Origin of the sequence: Stenotrophomonas sp. NPDC077421, assembly GCF_049545505.1 — a bacterium.
GTDB lineage: Bacteria > Pseudomonadota > Gammaproteobacteria > Xanthomonadales > Xanthomonadaceae > Stenotrophomonas > Stenotrophomonas nematodicola.
The window spans coordinates 91671-106006 of the sequence record NZ_JBMWDP010000009.1 but is presented as its reverse complement, the minus strand read 5'-3'; the positions used below and the strand labels follow the sequence as shown (position 1 = coordinate 106006).

The 14336-nt window shown below is 68.6% G+C and carries 18 protein-coding genes; 12 read left to right on the top strand and 6 right to left on the bottom strand.

Annotated elements, in window-relative coordinates:
* Positions 1-2 precede the first annotated feature (2 nt).
* From hda to ACPEH1_RS07145, 3 genes are read right to left on the bottom strand one after another with little or no spacing between them, the layout of a single operon-like run.
* Entirely contained in the window at positions 3-713 is a 711-nt protein-coding gene (hda, locus tag ACPEH1_RS07155; protein WP_017356239.1) for a DnaA regulatory inactivator Hda, read from the bottom strand.
* Positions 710-1879, bottom strand: a complete 1170-nt coding sequence (locus ACPEH1_RS07150) for an AI-2E family transporter (RefSeq protein ID WP_166472688.1) — start codon at positions 1877-1879, stop codon at positions 710-712. Before ACPEH1_RS07150 ends, hda begins: the two co-directional genes overlap by 4 nt.
* Entirely contained in the window at positions 1876-2997 is a 1122-nt protein-coding gene (locus ACPEH1_RS07145) for a DUF2066 domain-containing protein (protein WP_017356237.1), read from the bottom strand. Before ACPEH1_RS07145 ends, ACPEH1_RS07150 begins: the two co-directional genes overlap by 4 nt.
* 109 nt (positions 2998-3106) lie before the next feature.
* Between ACPEH1_RS07145 and purM the strand changes: the two genes are divergently transcribed.
* The 6 genes from purM to ACPEH1_RS07115 all read left to right on the top strand — a co-directional run bounded on the left by purM (position 3107) and on the right by ACPEH1_RS07115 (position 7270).
* Positions 3107-4168: a phosphoribosylformylglycinamidine cyclo-ligase gene (gene purM / locus ACPEH1_RS07140; protein ID WP_017356236.1), complete on the top strand. Its 1062-nt coding sequence runs from the start codon at positions 3107-3109 to the stop codon at positions 4166-4168.
* 14 nt (positions 4169-4182) lie between these two features.
* Complete coding sequence (locus ACPEH1_RS07135; RefSeq protein ID WP_017356235.1) at positions 4183-4641, top strand: membrane protein; 459 nt, start codon at positions 4183-4185, stop codon at positions 4639-4641.
* Between the two features lie 7 nt (positions 4642-4648).
* Entirely contained in the window at positions 4649-5086 is a 438-nt protein-coding gene (locus tag ACPEH1_RS07130) for a hypothetical protein (RefSeq protein ID WP_026070794.1), read from the top strand.
* Positions 5083-5736, top strand: coding sequence for a phosphoribosylglycinamide formyltransferase (purN, locus tag ACPEH1_RS07125; RefSeq protein ID WP_017356233.1), 654 nt, complete (start codon positions 5083-5085; stop codon positions 5734-5736). Before ACPEH1_RS07130 ends, purN begins: the two co-directional genes overlap by 4 nt.
* A gap of 65 nt (positions 5737-5801) precedes the next feature.
* Positions 5802-6584, top strand: a complete 783-nt coding sequence (locus tag ACPEH1_RS07120; protein ID WP_026070793.1) for a DUF3108 domain-containing protein — start codon at positions 5802-5804, stop codon at positions 6582-6584.
* A 2-nt stretch (positions 6585-6586) separates the two neighbouring features.
* The gene (locus ACPEH1_RS07115) at positions 6587-7270 is read left to right on the top strand and encodes a DUF3108 domain-containing protein (RefSeq protein WP_017356231.1); all 684 of its coding nucleotides are present in this window, start codon (positions 6587-6589) and stop codon (positions 7268-7270) included.
* Positions 7271-7307: 37 nt separating this feature from the next.
* Here ACPEH1_RS07115 and ACPEH1_RS07110 read toward each other — a convergent pair whose 3' ends face one another.
* The 3 genes from ACPEH1_RS07110 to ACPEH1_RS07100 form a co-directional block, all read right to left on the bottom strand.
* Entirely contained in the window at positions 7308-7616 is a 309-nt protein-coding gene (locus tag ACPEH1_RS07110; protein ID WP_017356230.1) for a hypothetical protein, read from the bottom strand.
* Positions 7613-8887, bottom strand: a complete 1275-nt coding sequence (murA, locus tag ACPEH1_RS07105) for a UDP-N-acetylglucosamine 1-carboxyvinyltransferase (protein ID WP_017356229.1) — start codon at positions 8885-8887, stop codon at positions 7613-7615. The genes ACPEH1_RS07110 and murA overlap by 4 nt, the downstream gene beginning before the upstream one ends.
* Before the next feature lie 80 nt (positions 8888-8967).
* Positions 8968-9198, bottom strand: a complete 231-nt coding sequence (locus ACPEH1_RS07100; RefSeq protein WP_136006526.1) for a BolA family protein — start codon at positions 9196-9198, stop codon at positions 8968-8970.
* Between the two features lie 53 nt (positions 9199-9251).
* Here ACPEH1_RS07100 and ACPEH1_RS07095 point away from each other — a divergent pair, with 53 nt between their 5' ends.
* From ACPEH1_RS07095 to ACPEH1_RS07070, 6 genes are all read left to right on the top strand, one after another.
* Positions 9252-10253 (top strand): KpsF/GutQ family sugar-phosphate isomerase, encoded by a 1002-nt coding sequence (locus ACPEH1_RS07095; RefSeq protein WP_017356227.1) that lies wholly within the window; start codon positions 9252-9254, stop codon positions 10251-10253.
* A gap of 41 nt (positions 10254-10294) precedes the next feature.
* On the top strand, positions 10295-10843 hold the full coding sequence (locus ACPEH1_RS07090) for a KdsC family phosphatase (RefSeq protein ID WP_017356226.1): 549 nt from the start codon (positions 10295-10297) through the stop codon (positions 10841-10843).
* Positions 10840-11400: an LPS export ABC transporter periplasmic protein LptC gene (lptC, locus tag ACPEH1_RS07085; protein ID WP_017356225.1), complete on the top strand. Its 561-nt coding sequence runs from the start codon at positions 10840-10842 to the stop codon at positions 11398-11400. Before ACPEH1_RS07090 ends, lptC begins: the two co-directional genes overlap by 4 nt.
* 147 nt (positions 11401-11547) lie before the next feature.
* Entirely contained in the window at positions 11548-12069 is a 522-nt protein-coding gene (gene lptA, locus ACPEH1_RS07080) for a lipopolysaccharide transport periplasmic protein LptA (protein WP_017356224.1), read from the top strand.
* Positions 12069-12788 (top strand): LPS export ABC transporter ATP-binding protein, encoded by a 720-nt coding sequence (lptB, locus tag ACPEH1_RS07075; protein WP_017356223.1) that lies wholly within the window; start codon positions 12069-12071, stop codon positions 12786-12788. Before lptA ends, lptB begins: the two co-directional genes overlap by 1 nt.
* A gap of 42 nt (positions 12789-12830) precedes the next feature.
* Positions 12831-14282 carry an RNA polymerase factor sigma-54 gene (locus tag ACPEH1_RS07070; RefSeq protein WP_153164538.1) on the top strand — a complete coding sequence of 484 codons (1452 nt, stop codon included), beginning with the start codon at positions 12831-12833 and terminating at the stop codon, positions 14280-14282.
* Positions 14283-14336 lie beyond the last annotated feature (54 nt).

Sequence of the window (14336 nt, the reverse complement as noted above, 5' to 3'; positions counted from 1 at the left end):
CGCTACAGGCGGTGCGAGCCTTCTTCCACCACCTGGCGCAGGAACGGCACGGTGATGCGCCGCTGCGCGGCCAATGATTCGCGGTCCAGCCAGTCCAGCAGGCTGACCAGGCTGCCCAGCTCGCGTCCGGTGCGGGTCAGCAGCCATTCGATCGCGGCCTCGTCGATGGCCAGGCCACGGCGCGCCGCACGCTCGCGCAGCACCGCCGCACGGCCTTCATCGTCCAGCGGCTGCAACACCACGCGCACGCACTGCTGCAGGCGCGAACGCAGGTCCGGCAGCACCAGGCCCAGCTGGTCGGGCGCATGCTGGGCGGTGTACAGCAGCGTGATGCCGGCACTGCGTGCGCGGTTGTGGAAGTCGAACAATGCCACTTCATCGTCGCGGTGCCCGGCCACGGCATCCAGGCCGTCTAGCGCGACCAGATCACGGCCTTCCAGTGATTCCAGCGCGGCGCGCGTGCGCCCGACCACCGCCTTCAGCGGCAGATACGTCGGCTGCCGACCGGCCTGCTCGGCCAGCGAGCACATCGCCAGCGCCTGGTGGGTCTTGCCGGTGCCTGCCGCGCCTTCCAGGTAGACCCAGTCCGATGCCGCGCCGATGGCGATCGCACGCAGCTGCGCCAGCGCCCCGTCCGGGGCGCCGATGAAGGTTTCCAGGCGCTCGTCCTGCGGGTAGCGCAGGGCAAGCGGCAGCTGCGGGACCACGCTCACTGGCCGTCCGGATCCTTCGGCATCGCGATCACCACGTCGGTCTTGTCGATGTAGGAATCGAGCACGATCGCCGAGCGCTCACCGGCATACAGCTCGCTTTCGCGGTAGCGCTGGTGCGCGTAGCGCAGCAGCACGTTGCTCACCGCCGCCACCGGCAGCGCCAGCAGCATGCCCAGGAAGCCGAACAGCTGGCCACCGGCCATCACCGCGAAGATGACGGCCACCGGATGCAGGCCGATCTTGTCGCCGACGATGCGCGGGGTCAGCACGTAGCTCTCCAGCAGCTGGCCCACGGTGAACACCACGCCCACCAGGATCAGCAGCTTGAGATCGAAGCCCTGCGCCTGCACCAGCGCGGCCACCACGGCCATGACGATGCCGGTGGTCGCACCCAGGTAGGGGATGAAGCTGATCAGACCGGCGACCAGGCCGATCAACAGGCCCAGCTTGAGCCCCACCAGCGACAGCCCGGCCGCGTACACCACGCCCAGCGCGATCATCACCAGGAACTGGCCGCGGATGAACGCACCGAGCACTTCATCCGACTCGCGCGCCAGGTTGGTGATGGTGGCAATGTGGTTGCGTGGGATCATCGAGGCCACCCGCTCCACCAGCTTGTCCCAGTCGCGCAGGAAGTAGAACGCCAGGATCGGCAGCAGCAGGATGTTGACCACCCAGGTGACCATCGTGAAGCCAGAGCGCGACACGTAGCCGAAGAAGGTCTTGGCAAAGCCGCCGGCCTGCTGCCAATGGCTGCGCACCCACTCGATCAGGCGGTCCGGGTCCAGCCACTGCATGACTTCCAGGCCGGTCTTCTGCTCGAACCACGGAATCCCGGTCTGCATCAGCCACTGCTGCGCCTGCGGGATCGCCGCGATCAGCGTGGCGATCTGGCGCTCGATCATCGGCACCAGGATCAGCAGTGCCGCCGTGATCACCAGGATCATCGCCACGAACACCAGCACCACGCCGGTATTGCGGGAACGGCCGGTGGCCTCGATCCGATCGACCAGCGGGTCGCCCAGCCAGGCCAACGCCAGTGCCAGCACGAACGGGGTCAGAATCGGGCCGAGCAGCCAGATCACCCAGCCCGCCGCCAGCGCGACCAGCACGTATTTGAGGCGGCGCAGGAACTGCGCGATTTCCGCTTCGGGGCTGAGGATCATCGCAGGCGGTACTCGTTGCTGGCCGGCACGGGCGCGGCAGTGGGTTCGTCGCCATCGACCGGGACGGGCAGCGGTGCGACCGGCACCAGCACGCCATTGTCGCCGAGCATGCGGTTCAGGCCGGCCAGGCCGGTGGTCATGTCCAGCGCCAGCTCCAGGCGGTCGCCGGCAGCGCGCACCGGCACCACGTTGCGCACCACCGGGGTCTCGCGCAGGCCGGCGGCCAGGCGCATGTAGTCCTCGGCGCTGTGGATGCCGGTGACCACGATCCGGTAGGTACCCGCCGTACCGGTGGCTGCACCGGCCTTGGCGTAACGCCGCACCAGCGCGTCGGCGGCCCCGTCGGCACCACCGGCCATCGCGCGGCGGGCATCGGTGTCCCTGGTGGACCACTTGTTCAGTTCCTTGCCGCCATCGACGAACACCCAGTCGGCCACCCAGCCGCCGCTCTTGTCGCGGTACAGCTTGCCCACCAGCTGCATCGGCGGGGCATAGCGCGCCGACGCACGGGCCACCGCGGCGGTGTCCTGGCGCCAGATCGCACCGACCAGGGCCTGCTCGGCCGCACTGCCCGACGGCAGGCCCAGCTTGTAGCCGCGCTCGATCGCGCGGTTCAGCAACGGGCGGGCGGCATTGGCCTGCTGCACGGTGACCAGGCGCGGGCCCGAGCCGTCATCGATGGCCAGCCAGACCACCGGCTTGGGCCGCGGCTGCGGCCACAGCGGCAGCCCCAATGCGCCGATCAGCCCATCCACGTCATCCTGGCGGAAGCGCGCCACCAGCACCGTCCGGTAGCTGGGGGCGCCGCTGGCCGAGGTGCTCTGGTCCTGGCGGTAGTCGTAGCTGGCCACGTAATCCTTGGCCCCGCGCAAGGACTGCGCCACGCCCGGCCGGGCCATCACGCCGCGGTCGCCGGAGAGCTTGGCCAGCACGTTGCCCAGCGCGCGCGCCAAGGCGCCATTGCGGTCGGCATCGCTCTGGCTGTTGACCGGCACCTCCGCCTCATAGGCGCCGGAGGCGCTGGCGACATCGCCCTCGGTCCGCAGGCCACTCTGGGCCATCGTGGCCACCGGCAGGCACAGGGCGAGGAACATCACAAACAGGAGGCTGCGGCGCATCAGGACTTTCCATAGAGCGTATCCAGGGGGAATTGTTGCCCGAATAGGGCCTGTGCGCCAACGTGGCCTGTTAAAATCCCGCTTTCACCCCAGCGCAGCGCCCACGCCCGTGACCAACTCCCCGTCTTCGACCCCTCCTTCCCTGACCTACCGCGACGCCGGTGTCGACATCGACGCAGGCAACGAGCTGGTCGAACGCATCAAGCCGCTGGTCAAGCGCAGCTTCCGGCCGGAAGTGATGGGCGGCCTGGGCGGTTTCGGCGCTCTGTTCGACCTGTCCAACAAGTACCGCGAACCGGTGCTGGTCTCGGGCACCGACGGCGTGGGAACCAAGCTGAAGCTGGCCCAGCAGCTGGGCCGCCACGACACCATCGGCATCGACCTGGTGGCCATGTGCGTGAACGACGTGCTGGTGCAGGGCGCCGAGCCGCTGTTCTTCCTGGATTATTTCGCCACCGGCAAGCTGGACATCGACACGGCCGCCGCCGTGGTCGGCGGCATCGCCAATGGCTGCACCGAGGCCGGTTGCGCGCTGATCGGCGGTGAAACCGCCGAAATGCCGGACATGTACCCGCCGGGCGAGTACGACCTGGCCGGCTTCACCGTGGGCGCGGTGGAGAAGTCCGAGCTGCTCGACGGCGCGCGCGTGGCCCAGGGCGACCTGCTGATCGGCATCGCCTCCTCCGGCCCGCACTCCAACGGCTACTCGCTGATCCGCCGCATCTACGACCGCGCCGGGCAGCCGGCCGACCTGGTGCTGGAGGACGGCAAGCGCCTGGTCGATGCGCTGATGGCGCCGACCGCGCTGTACGTCAAGCCGGTGCTGGCGCTGCTCAAGGCCCACGGCGAGGCCATCCACGGCATGGCCCACATCACCGGTGGCGGCCTGACCGAGAACATCATCCGGGTGGTGCCCGATGGCCTGGGCCTGGACATCCGCGCCAGCGCCTGGTCGCTGCCGCCGGTGTTCCAGTGGCTGCAGCGCGAAGGCGCCGTGGCCGATGCCGAAATGTGGCGCACCTTCAACTGCGGCATCGGCTTCGTGCTGGTGGTCCCGCCGGCGCAGGCCGGGCGCATCGGCACCGCGCTGGACGGCCTGGGCCTGGCGCACTGGACCATCGGCGAGGTCACCGCCGCCACCGACGGCGCCGAACGCGTCCACATCGGCTGATCCGGGAGATACGCATGGACGCTGCCCCCACCCCGCTGGCTCCGCCGCCGCTGCTGTCGCTGGAAGACCAGGGCCATCTGCGCCTGCTGTCGATCTTCCACTACGTGGTCGCCGGCCTGATGGCCCTGTTCGCGCTCTTCCCGCTGCTCTACATCGGGATCGGCCTTGGCATCGTCAACGGCTGGTTCCCGGCCAACCAGCAGGCCGCCGGCGCCAACAGCGACCTGATGGTGGGCTGGATGTTCGTCGGCATGGGCGCGCTGTTCCTGGTGGTCTGCCTGACCATGACATCGCTGATGGTGCTGGCCGGGCGAAGCCTGGCGCAGCGCCGCCGGTACACGCTGTGCCTGGTGGTGGCGGCCCTGTCGTGTCTGTTCACGCCGTTCGGCACCGTGCTGGGCGTGTTCACCCTGGTGGTGCTGTTGAAGCCGGCGGTGAAGCCCGCCTTCCAGCCCGTGCCGGCCCAACCCTGAGCGCCCGATGACCCCGACCCCGCCCCCCTTGCCCGCCCCGTCCTCGCAGTGGACCCCGCTGCAGGTCCGTTCGCACCTGCAGAATCTCAACATCCTGTTCTACGTGCTGGCCATCGTGCACGTCCTGGCCGGCGGCCTGTTCGTGCTGATCAGCGTGGCCGGCTATGTCAGCGAGCGCGGGTCGACCAGCCCGGACGCCGCGCCGGTCGGCCTGTTCATCGTCCTGCTGGCGTTGTCGGTACTGGGCGCGATCCTGGGCGTGGTGCAGTTCTTCACCGCCCGCTACATCGGCCGTCGGATCCGCCTGCGGTACTGCACCATCGCCAGCTTCCTGGCCTGCTTCGCCGGGCCGCTGGGCATGGCCCTGTGTGCGTACGCCTACGTGGCCTTCAAGCGTCCGGAAGTGCGCGCGGCCTTCGACGACGGCAACGCCCTCCCGGCATGAGTACGCGCATCGCGGTGCTGGCCTCCGGCCGTGGCAGCAACCTGCAGGCCATTCTGGATGCCCAGGCGGCCGGGCAGCTCGACGCCGACGTGGTGGGCGTGCTGTCCGACCGCCCCGGCGCGGCCGCGCTGCTGAAGGTGGCACCGGAACGGCGCTGGGCATGTGCGCCGGCCGACTTCGCCGACCGCGCCGCGTTCGATGCAGCCCTGGCCGATGCGCTGGCCGCGTTCGCGCCGGACTGGGTGGTCTGCGCCGGTTACATGCGCATCCTCGGGCCGGCCTTCGTGCAGCGCTTCAGTGGCCGCCTGGTCAACATCCATCCCTCGCTGCTGCCGCGCTACAAGGGCCTGCACACCCACGCCCGTGCGCTGGAAGCCGGCGATGCCGAGCACGGCGCCAGCGTGCACTTCGTGGTGCCCGAGCTGGATGCCGGCACGGTACTGGCCCAGGCGCGGGTCCCGGTCCTGCCCGGCGACAGCGCCGAATCGCTGGCCCAGCGGGTGCTGGCGGTCGAACACCCGCTGCTGATCGCCAGCCTGCGCCTGCTCGTGGCCGGGCGCGTGTCTGAACGCGACGGTCAGGTTGCTGTCGACGGTCACCCCCTGTTTAATCCGCTGCGCCTAGATTGCGCCGGACAGCTGAACCGCTGACTGCGGCGCACACATGCCGCTGACCCCGGCGCTGGCATCCTCCCTCCTCCGCTCTTCTTGACCGCATGAGAACGCCCTTGTTCAAGCCAGTGCTGCTGATCGCATCCCTGCTGTGCACCGCTGCCCTCGTGCAGGCGCAGGAAGCTCCGGCCGCGCCCGAACCGCCGCCGGCCCTGCCTGCAACGCCGTGGGAGGCACCGCCGCTGCAGCCGTTCACGGCCACCTACCAGGCGATGTACAAGGGCAAGGAGGCCGGCGATGCCACGATGCGGGTCACCCATACCGGCGGTGCGCAGTGGCGCGTGGACATGCAGGTGGTGGGACGCCGTGGCTTCGCCAGCGTGCTCGGTCTGAACCTGGAACAGAGCACCGTGTTCGAGAAACAGGGCGACACCTATGTGCCGCTCAGCCAGGCCACCGTCCGCAAGGGCCTGTTCCTGGGCAAGAAGGTCACCGGCACCTACAACTGGCAGGCCGGCACCGCGCAGTGGCTGGGCGACCTGAAGAAGGAACGCACCGTGCCGATCCCGCTGCAGCGCGGCGACCAGAGCGCCCTGCTGCTGAACCTGGCGATCATGCGCGACGCGCGCCCGGGCGGTCAGATGCACTACCGCTACGTGGACGTGGGCCGCGTGCGCCAGCACGACTACCAGGCCGCCCCGGACACCGAGAACGTCCAGGTCGGCGACCTGTCCTACAACGCGCTGCGGGTGTATCGCACCAACGGCGGCAACGATGAAACCATCCTCTGGATCGCCAACGGCGTGCCCACGCCCGTACGTATCCTGCAACGCGAAGACGGCGAAGATCGGATCGACCTGCGCCTGATCGAATACCAAGGAGTTTGAGCATGACCATGATGAACCGTCCGCTGACCTGGATCGCCGCCGGCGCACTGGCCGTGGTGAGCCTGCCGGCAATGGCGTTGCAGCCCTTCAAGGCCGATTACCAGGCCAGTTACATGGGCATGCAGGCCAATGGCACCATGACCCTGGCCAGCGAAGGCGCCAACAAGTGGCGCTACAGCCTGAACGTGAAGAACCAGCTGGCCGACCTCAGCCAGAGCACGGTGTTCGAGGAAGCCGCCGGCCGCCTGCGCCCGCTGAGCAGCCACGACCGCTCGATCCTGCTGGTCAAGAAGCGCAATGTGGACGCCGCCTACAACTGGACCAGCAATCAGGCGACCTGGACCGGCGACATCAAGCCCGAGCGTCGCGGGCCGGTGGCGCTCAAGGCCGGCGACATGGACGCCCTGCTGATCAACCTGGCGATCGCGCGCGATCTGGCGGCCGGCAAGCCGCTGAACTACCGCATGGTCGACGAAGGCCGGATCAAGCCGATGACCTACAAGGTGGTCGGCCAGGAAAAGATCACCGTCGAAGGCAAGACCTACGATGCCACCAAGGTCTCGCGCGGCGATGGAAACAAGGAACTGATCGCCTGGATCGTGAAGGAGTTCCCGGTACCGGCGCGCCTGCTGCAGCGTGAGGGCGGCAAGGACGCGCTGGACCTGACCATCAAGTCCTTCAAGTAAGCCGCCAAAAAAAACGCCCGCTTGCGCGGGCGTTTTTTCATTCCGGGCTGGCCTCGCCAAACACGGTCTTGCAGTCCACGCGGATCTGCTCGTGATTGGCGCGCCAGTAGAAGGTGCGGCAGTGCCGGTTGCCTTCCTGGGTATCGTCCACGCCCACCGCGTAGAACGCCTGCAGCACTTCGGTGCGGCTGACGCTGCCGTCGGCGTTCCAGTCCATGTCCTGCTGCTCGATGCCACGGGTGATGGCGATCCTGGCGTACCAGGCATAGCCCAGCCAACCCAGCACCACCAGCACCAGGATCAGCAGCGCCTTGCGGCGGCGGGTGAACCGGCCGCGCAGGATCATGCGGCCACGCGCCGGATGGTGGCGCCCAGCGAAGACAGCTTCTCTTCGATGTTCTCGTAGCCGCGGTCCAGGTGGTAGATGCGGTCGATGGTGGTATCGCCGTCGGCCATCAGCCCGGCCAGGATCAGCGACGCCGACGCGCGCAGATCGGTCGCCATCACCGGCGCGCCGCTGAGTTCGACCGAGCCGCGCACGATCGCCGTGTGGCCTTCAACCTGGATGTCCGCGCCGAGGCGCAGCAGCTCGTTGACGTGCATGAAGCGGTTTTCGAAGATCGTCTCGTTGATCACCCCCACGCCGTCGGCCACACAGTTGAGCGCCATGAACTGCGCCTGCATGTCCGTCGGGAAGGCCGGATACGGCGCGGTGGTCAGGTTGACCGCGCGCGGACGCTTGCCCTGCATGTCCAGGGTGATGCTGTCGTCGGTGGTCTCGATCGTCGCACCGGCTTCAACCAGCTTGGACAGCACCGCGTCCATCGTGTTCGGACGTGCGCGGTTGACCGTGACCTTGCCGCCGGTCATCGCGGCGGCGACCAGGAACGTACCGGTTTCGATGCGGTCCGGGAGCACTTCGTGACGGCCGCCGGAGAGACGCTCGACGCCTTCGATCACCAGGCGGGCGGTGCCCAGGCCCTCGATCTTCGCGCCCAGCGCGATCAGGCAGTGGGCGAGATCGGTCACTTCCGGCTCCATCGCCGCGTTGTCCAGCACGGTGGTGCCTTCGGCCAGCACGGCAGCCATCAGCACGTTCTCGGTGCCGGTGACGCTGACCATGTCAAAGGTGAAGTGGGCCCCCTTCAGACGGGTGGCGTGGGCCTTGATGAAGCCGTTCTCGACAGTGATCTCAGCCCCCAGCGCCTGCAGGCCCTTGATGTGCTGGTCGACCGGACGCGACCCGATCGCGCAGCCGCCGGGCAGCGACACTTCGGCCGCGCCAAAGCGGGCCAGCAGCGGGCCCAGCACCAGGATCGACGCGCGCATGGTCTTGACCAGCTCATACGGCGCCACGTGCTGGTTGACCGGACGCGGATCGACCACGATCGCGCTGCCGCGCGACAGGGTGCCCTGGTCGATGGTGACCTTGGCGCCCAGTTCGCCGAGCAGCTTCACCGTGGTGACCACGTCGTGCAGGTGCGGCACGTTGGTGATCTCCACCGGCGCATCGGCCAGCAGCGTCGCGCACAGGATGGGGAGGACGGCGTTCTTGGCGCCGGAAATGTTCACTTCACCGTGCAGCGGCTTGCCGCCGGTCACTACGATCTTGGCCATAAACTCTGCAGAAAAAGGGGGAAGAGGAAGGAATGCAGGCGACGGGGGTGGAGCCGGCTGTCAGTCGGCTGAACGGCCCGTCAGCCCACTTCAGCCGGCGTAACCGTCTTCAGCGCCAGCGCGTGGATCGCCCCGCCCATCAGATCACCCAGCGTGGCATAGACCATGCGGTGGCGTGCCAGCGGCAGCTTGCCGGCAAAGGCCTCGCACACCACGGTGGCCTCGAAATGTACCCCGTCATCGCCCTGCACGTCCGCGCGGGCGCCCGGCAGGCCGGATTCGATCAGTTTGCGGATGGTCTCAGCGTCCAACGGGCTTTCCTAATAAAATGTGGGCTCATTCTACTCTTCCGCGTGGCGCCCGCATGGCTGTATCGCCCCTTCTGCCCCATCCGGCCGACCCCGCCGCCCTGGTCGCCAGCGGCCGCCGCGTGTTCGACATCGAGCGCGATGCGCTGGCCGCCGTTGCCGAGCGGCTGGGTGATGCGTTCAGCCAGGCCTGCCAGCTGGTACTGGAGAGCAAGGGCCGGGTGGTCGCCACCGGCATGGGCAAATCCGGGCACGTGGCGCGCAAGATCGCCGCGACCCTGGCCTCCACCGGCACCCCGGCCTTCTATGTGCACCCCGGCGAAGCCGGCCACGGCGACCTGGGCATGATCACCGAGGCCGACGTGGTGCTGGCGCTGTCCTACTCGGGCGAGTCCGACGAGCTGCTGATGCTGCTGCCGGTGCTCAAGCGCCAGGGCAACCGGCTGATCGCCATGACCGGCCGCCCGGCCTCCAGCCTGGCCCAGGCCGCCGATATCCACCTGGACGTCAGCGTGCCGGCCGAGGCGTGCCCGCTGGCGCTGGCGCCGACCTCCAGCACCACCGCCTCGCTGGCGATGGGTGATGCCCTGGCCGTGGCCCTGCTCGACGCGCGTGGCTTCACCGCCGACGACTTCGCCCGTTCGCACCCGGCCGGCAGCCTCGGACGACGCCTGCTGCTGCACATCACCGACGTCATGCACAGCGGCGACGAACTGCCCCGCGTGGGCGCCGACGCCAGCCTCAGCGAAGCGCTGGTGGAAATGAGCCGCAAGCGGCTGGGCATGACCGCCGTGGTCGATGCCGATGAGCGCCTGATCGGGCTGTTCACCGACGGCGACCTGCGCCGCGCGCTGGACAGCGCGCTGGACGTGCGCAGCGCGCGCATCGCCGATGTGATGACCCGCCACCCGCGTACCATCGGGGCCGACCAGCTCGCCGCCGAAGCGGCGCGGCTGATGGAAACCCACAAAATCACCGGCCTGATGGTGGTCGACGCCGACGGCCGGCTGGTCGGTGCGCTCAATATTCATGACCTGTTGCGGGCGCGGGTGGTTTAAACCACAGTTCCCCCCTTCCATTCAGCTGACCTGCCGCCCTGATGCCCTACTCCCCGTTGCCCGGTTTTCCGCCCCACCTGCATGCCATCGCCGGCCGTATCCGGCTGGCCTGCTTCGACGTGGACGGCACGCTCACCGACGGTCGGCTCTACTACGACAAGGACGGCAACGAGAGCAAGGCGTACTACGTGCAGGATGGACTTGGCCTGAAACTGCTGCAGCAGCACGGGATCCACCCGGTGCTGATCACCGCGCGCAACAGCCAGTCCGCGCTCCGGCGCGGCGCCGACCTGGGCATCGACACCCAGATCGCGGTCGGCGACAAGCTGGCCAGCGTGCGCGCGCTGTGCGCCCAACACGACATCGGCCTGGACCAGGTCGCCTTCATGGGCGATGACCTGCCGGACCTCGCGCCGCTGTGCGCGGTCGGCCTGGCGGTGGCCCCGGCCAATGCACATCCCTGGATCGCCGAGCGCGTCCACTGGCAGACCCGCGCCGATGGCGGCCGCGGCGCGGCCCGCGAACTGTGCGATGTGCTGCTGGCCGCTCAGGGCAAGGTCGATGCGGTGCTGGCGAGGTTCGGCGCATGAGCTGGCGGACCGGACTGGGCGCCCTGCTGCTGGTTGCCGCGCTGCTCAGCGGCTGGTCGCTGCTGCGCAATGGCAGCAGGAGCGACATCGTGGCCGGCGACGACGGCGGCAAGGACTACGTGCTGCACGACTTCCAGATCGTGGCGCTCGACGAACAGGGCAAGGAGTCCACCACCCTGCGCGCGCCGCTGCTGGAACGCACCCGCAGCGACGCCACCATGAACATCACCACCCCGGTGTTCCTGCTGCCCGACCAGGACGGCAACCACTGGGAGCTGCGCAGCGACAAGGGCTGGGTCAGCGCCAAGGGCGAGCAGCTCAAACTGACCGGCAACGTCAGCGGCGACAGCCCGAAGGTGCCTGCGGTACCCCCCACCACGTTCCGCACCGACCACCTCGACGTGTTCCCCAAGGAGAACCGCGCCAGCACCGATGCCAAGGTCACCATGACCCGCCCGGGTATGATGCAGTCCGGGGTCGGGTTCGAACTGGATTCCAAGACCAAGACCTACCGTTTCCTCAGTCAGTCCAAGGGCAGCTACACGCCCACCCGCTGACCAGGCTGCCGGCCGTGCCGCCGTCCCCGGACAGGCGCAGGCCAGCAGCGGATGCCCCCTCCACGCGTCTGGCATGGTGCCAGCCGTGACCCCGATACCGCCCCGGCCCCACGGCCCGGCCCCAACACCGGCAGAACAGACCACCTCATGAAGATCCTCTTTGCAGCCGCCTGCGCGATCAGTCTTCTCGTCCCCGCCTTCGCCGCCAGCGCCAAGTCCACCGACCGCAACGAGCCGATGTCCATCGACGCGGGCGCGCAGACCGGCACGCTCGACGGCAATGGCAAGACCACCCTGTCTCAGGGCGTCATCGTCATCCAGGGCACGCTGGACCTGCGCTCGTCCGAAGCGGAGATCTACCTCAAGGACGGCGAGCCGGTGCGTGCGGTATTCACCGGCAAGCAGGCCAAGCTCAAGCAGCAACTCGATGACGGCAGCTGGATGGATGCCTCGGCCGACCGCATCGACTACGACATCAAGGGCGAAGTGCTCACGATGACCGGCAACTACAACGTCAAGAGCGCGCGCGGCACCAATGCCGGCCAGAAGATGACCTACAACACCCGTACCGGCGAGATGAACAGCGGTGGCGACGGCACCCGTGTGCGCACCGTGATCCAGCCGAAGGCCAAGGCCGCCGCGCCGGCCGCTGCCGGGAGCAAGAAGTAATGCTCGTCGCCAAAGGCCTGCGCAAGCGCTACAAGCAGCGCGAAGTGGTGAAGGATTTCGGCCTGACCCTGGACGCCGGTGAAGTGGTCGGCCTGCTCGGGCCGAACGGCGCCGGCAAGACCACCTGCTTCTACATGATTGTCGGGCTGGTCGAAGCCGATGCCGGCAGCATCGTGCTGGACGGCAAGGACATCACCGGCGACCCGATGTACACCCGCGCCAAGCAGGGCGTGGGTTACCTGCCGCAGGAACCGTCGGTGTTCCGCAAGCTGACCGTGGCCGACAACCTGCGGCTGGTGCTGGAACTGCGCGAAGACCTGGACAAGGACGGCCGCGAGAAGGAGCTCAACTCGCTGCTCGACGAACTGCAGATCGGTCACGTTGCCGACCAGCTCGGCGCCAGCCTGTCCGGCGGCGAGCGCCGTCGCTGCGAGATCGCGCGCGCGCTGGCGGCCCGCCCGCGCCTGATCCTGCTCGATGAACCGTTCGCCGGCGTGGACCCGATTTCGGTCGGTGAGATCCAGCGCATCGTCACCCACCTCAAGCAGCGCGGGATCGGGGTCCTGATCACCGACCACAATGTGCGCGAAACCTTGGGAATCTGCGACCGCGCGTATATCCTCAACGAGGGCAGCGTGCTGGCACAGGGCGCGCCGGACGAGATCCTGGCCAACGCCGACGTCCGACGCGTCTACCTTGGGGACACCTTCAAGCTCTGATCCAGCGGCCGCCGCAACGCCTTCCCTCCGTTCGGCACAGGCATGAAAGCACGGCTGCAGACATCGATGGGGCAACAACTGGTCATGACGCCGCAGCTGCGTCAGGCCATCAAGCTGCTGCAGATGTCCAGCGCCGAGCTCGACCTGGAAATCGCCGAGGCAGTGGAGACCAACCCGCTGCTGGAATGGGCCGAGAACGCCGAACCGGCGCTGGAGGCCCTGCCGGGCGAGACCGCCACGACCGTGAATGCAGGCGACGGCGAGGAGCACGGCGACCGGGATGCCGATGCCGCCGGTCCCGGTGCGGATGACTGGGCGCCTGGCGAGGGCGACTGGAGCAGCGGCAACAGCGGCGGCTCGTTCGATGACGACGACACCGGTAGCGCCGCCGAGCGCGTGGCCGAAACCGAATCGCTGGCCGACCACCTGCTGTGGCAGCTGCACCTGTCCCACCTCTCCAGCCGCGACCGCAGCATCGGCGCGGCGCTGATCGATGCGTTCGAGGATGATGGCTATCTGCGCGAGCCGCTGAGCGCCATCGCCGACACCCTGCTCCCGGGCATCCACGCCAGTGAAGCGGAAATCCTGACCGTCCTGCACCAGATCCAGCGCTTCGACCCGATCGGGATCGGCGCGCGCAGCCTGGGCGAGTGCCTGCGCCTGCAGTTGGACGTGCTGCCCGCCGACACCCCCGGGCTGGCCCTGGCCCGCCGCATCGCCGACGGCCCGCTGGAGCGCCTGCCGCGCAGCGGCGTGGCCGGCATTGCCCACGAGCTGCGCGAGCCACTGGCCGAAGTGGACACCGCCGTGCAGCTGCTGCGGACCCTGGACCCCCGCCCCGGCACCCAGATCGGCGAGCTTTCCCACGACAGCTACGTGGTGCCCGACTGCGTGGTCTGGCGCCAGAACGGCATCTGGCGGGCGGCCCTGGCCGGCCATGCCGGCCCCCGGGTCGTGATCCACCGGGGCTACGAACAGATGATCCGCCGCTGCGGGGAAAGCGACGCCGGCTACCTGCGCGCCCACCTGCAGGAAGCGCGCTGGCTGCTCAAGGGCCTGGAAGCCCGGGGCGAAACCCTGCTGCGGGTGGTGCGCTGCCTGCTGCAGCAGCAGGCCGCCTTCCTGGAGTTCGGCGAACAGGCCCTGCGCCCGCTGACGCTGCGCGAGGTGGCCGGCGAGCTGGGCCTGCACGAATCGACCATCTCCCGCGCCATCGCACGCAAATACGTCCGCACCCCCCGCGGCACCTTGGCGCTGCGGTCGTTCTTCGCCTCGGGCATCGATACCGACAGCGGCGGGGAAGCCTCCAGCACCGCCATCCAGGCCATGATCCGGCGCCTGATCGACGACGAGAACCCGCGCAAGCCGCTTTCTGACGCCAAGCTGGCTGACCTGCTCAAGACCTCGGGAATACCGGTGGCGCGGCGCACCGTGGCGAAGTATCGTGAGGCCATGAACATTTCCGCCTCGCACGAAAGAGTAAGAATCGCCTGACGCTCCACCGCGCCAGGCGGGAAGGTTCATTGGCAAATCCGAACGAAGGAGAAA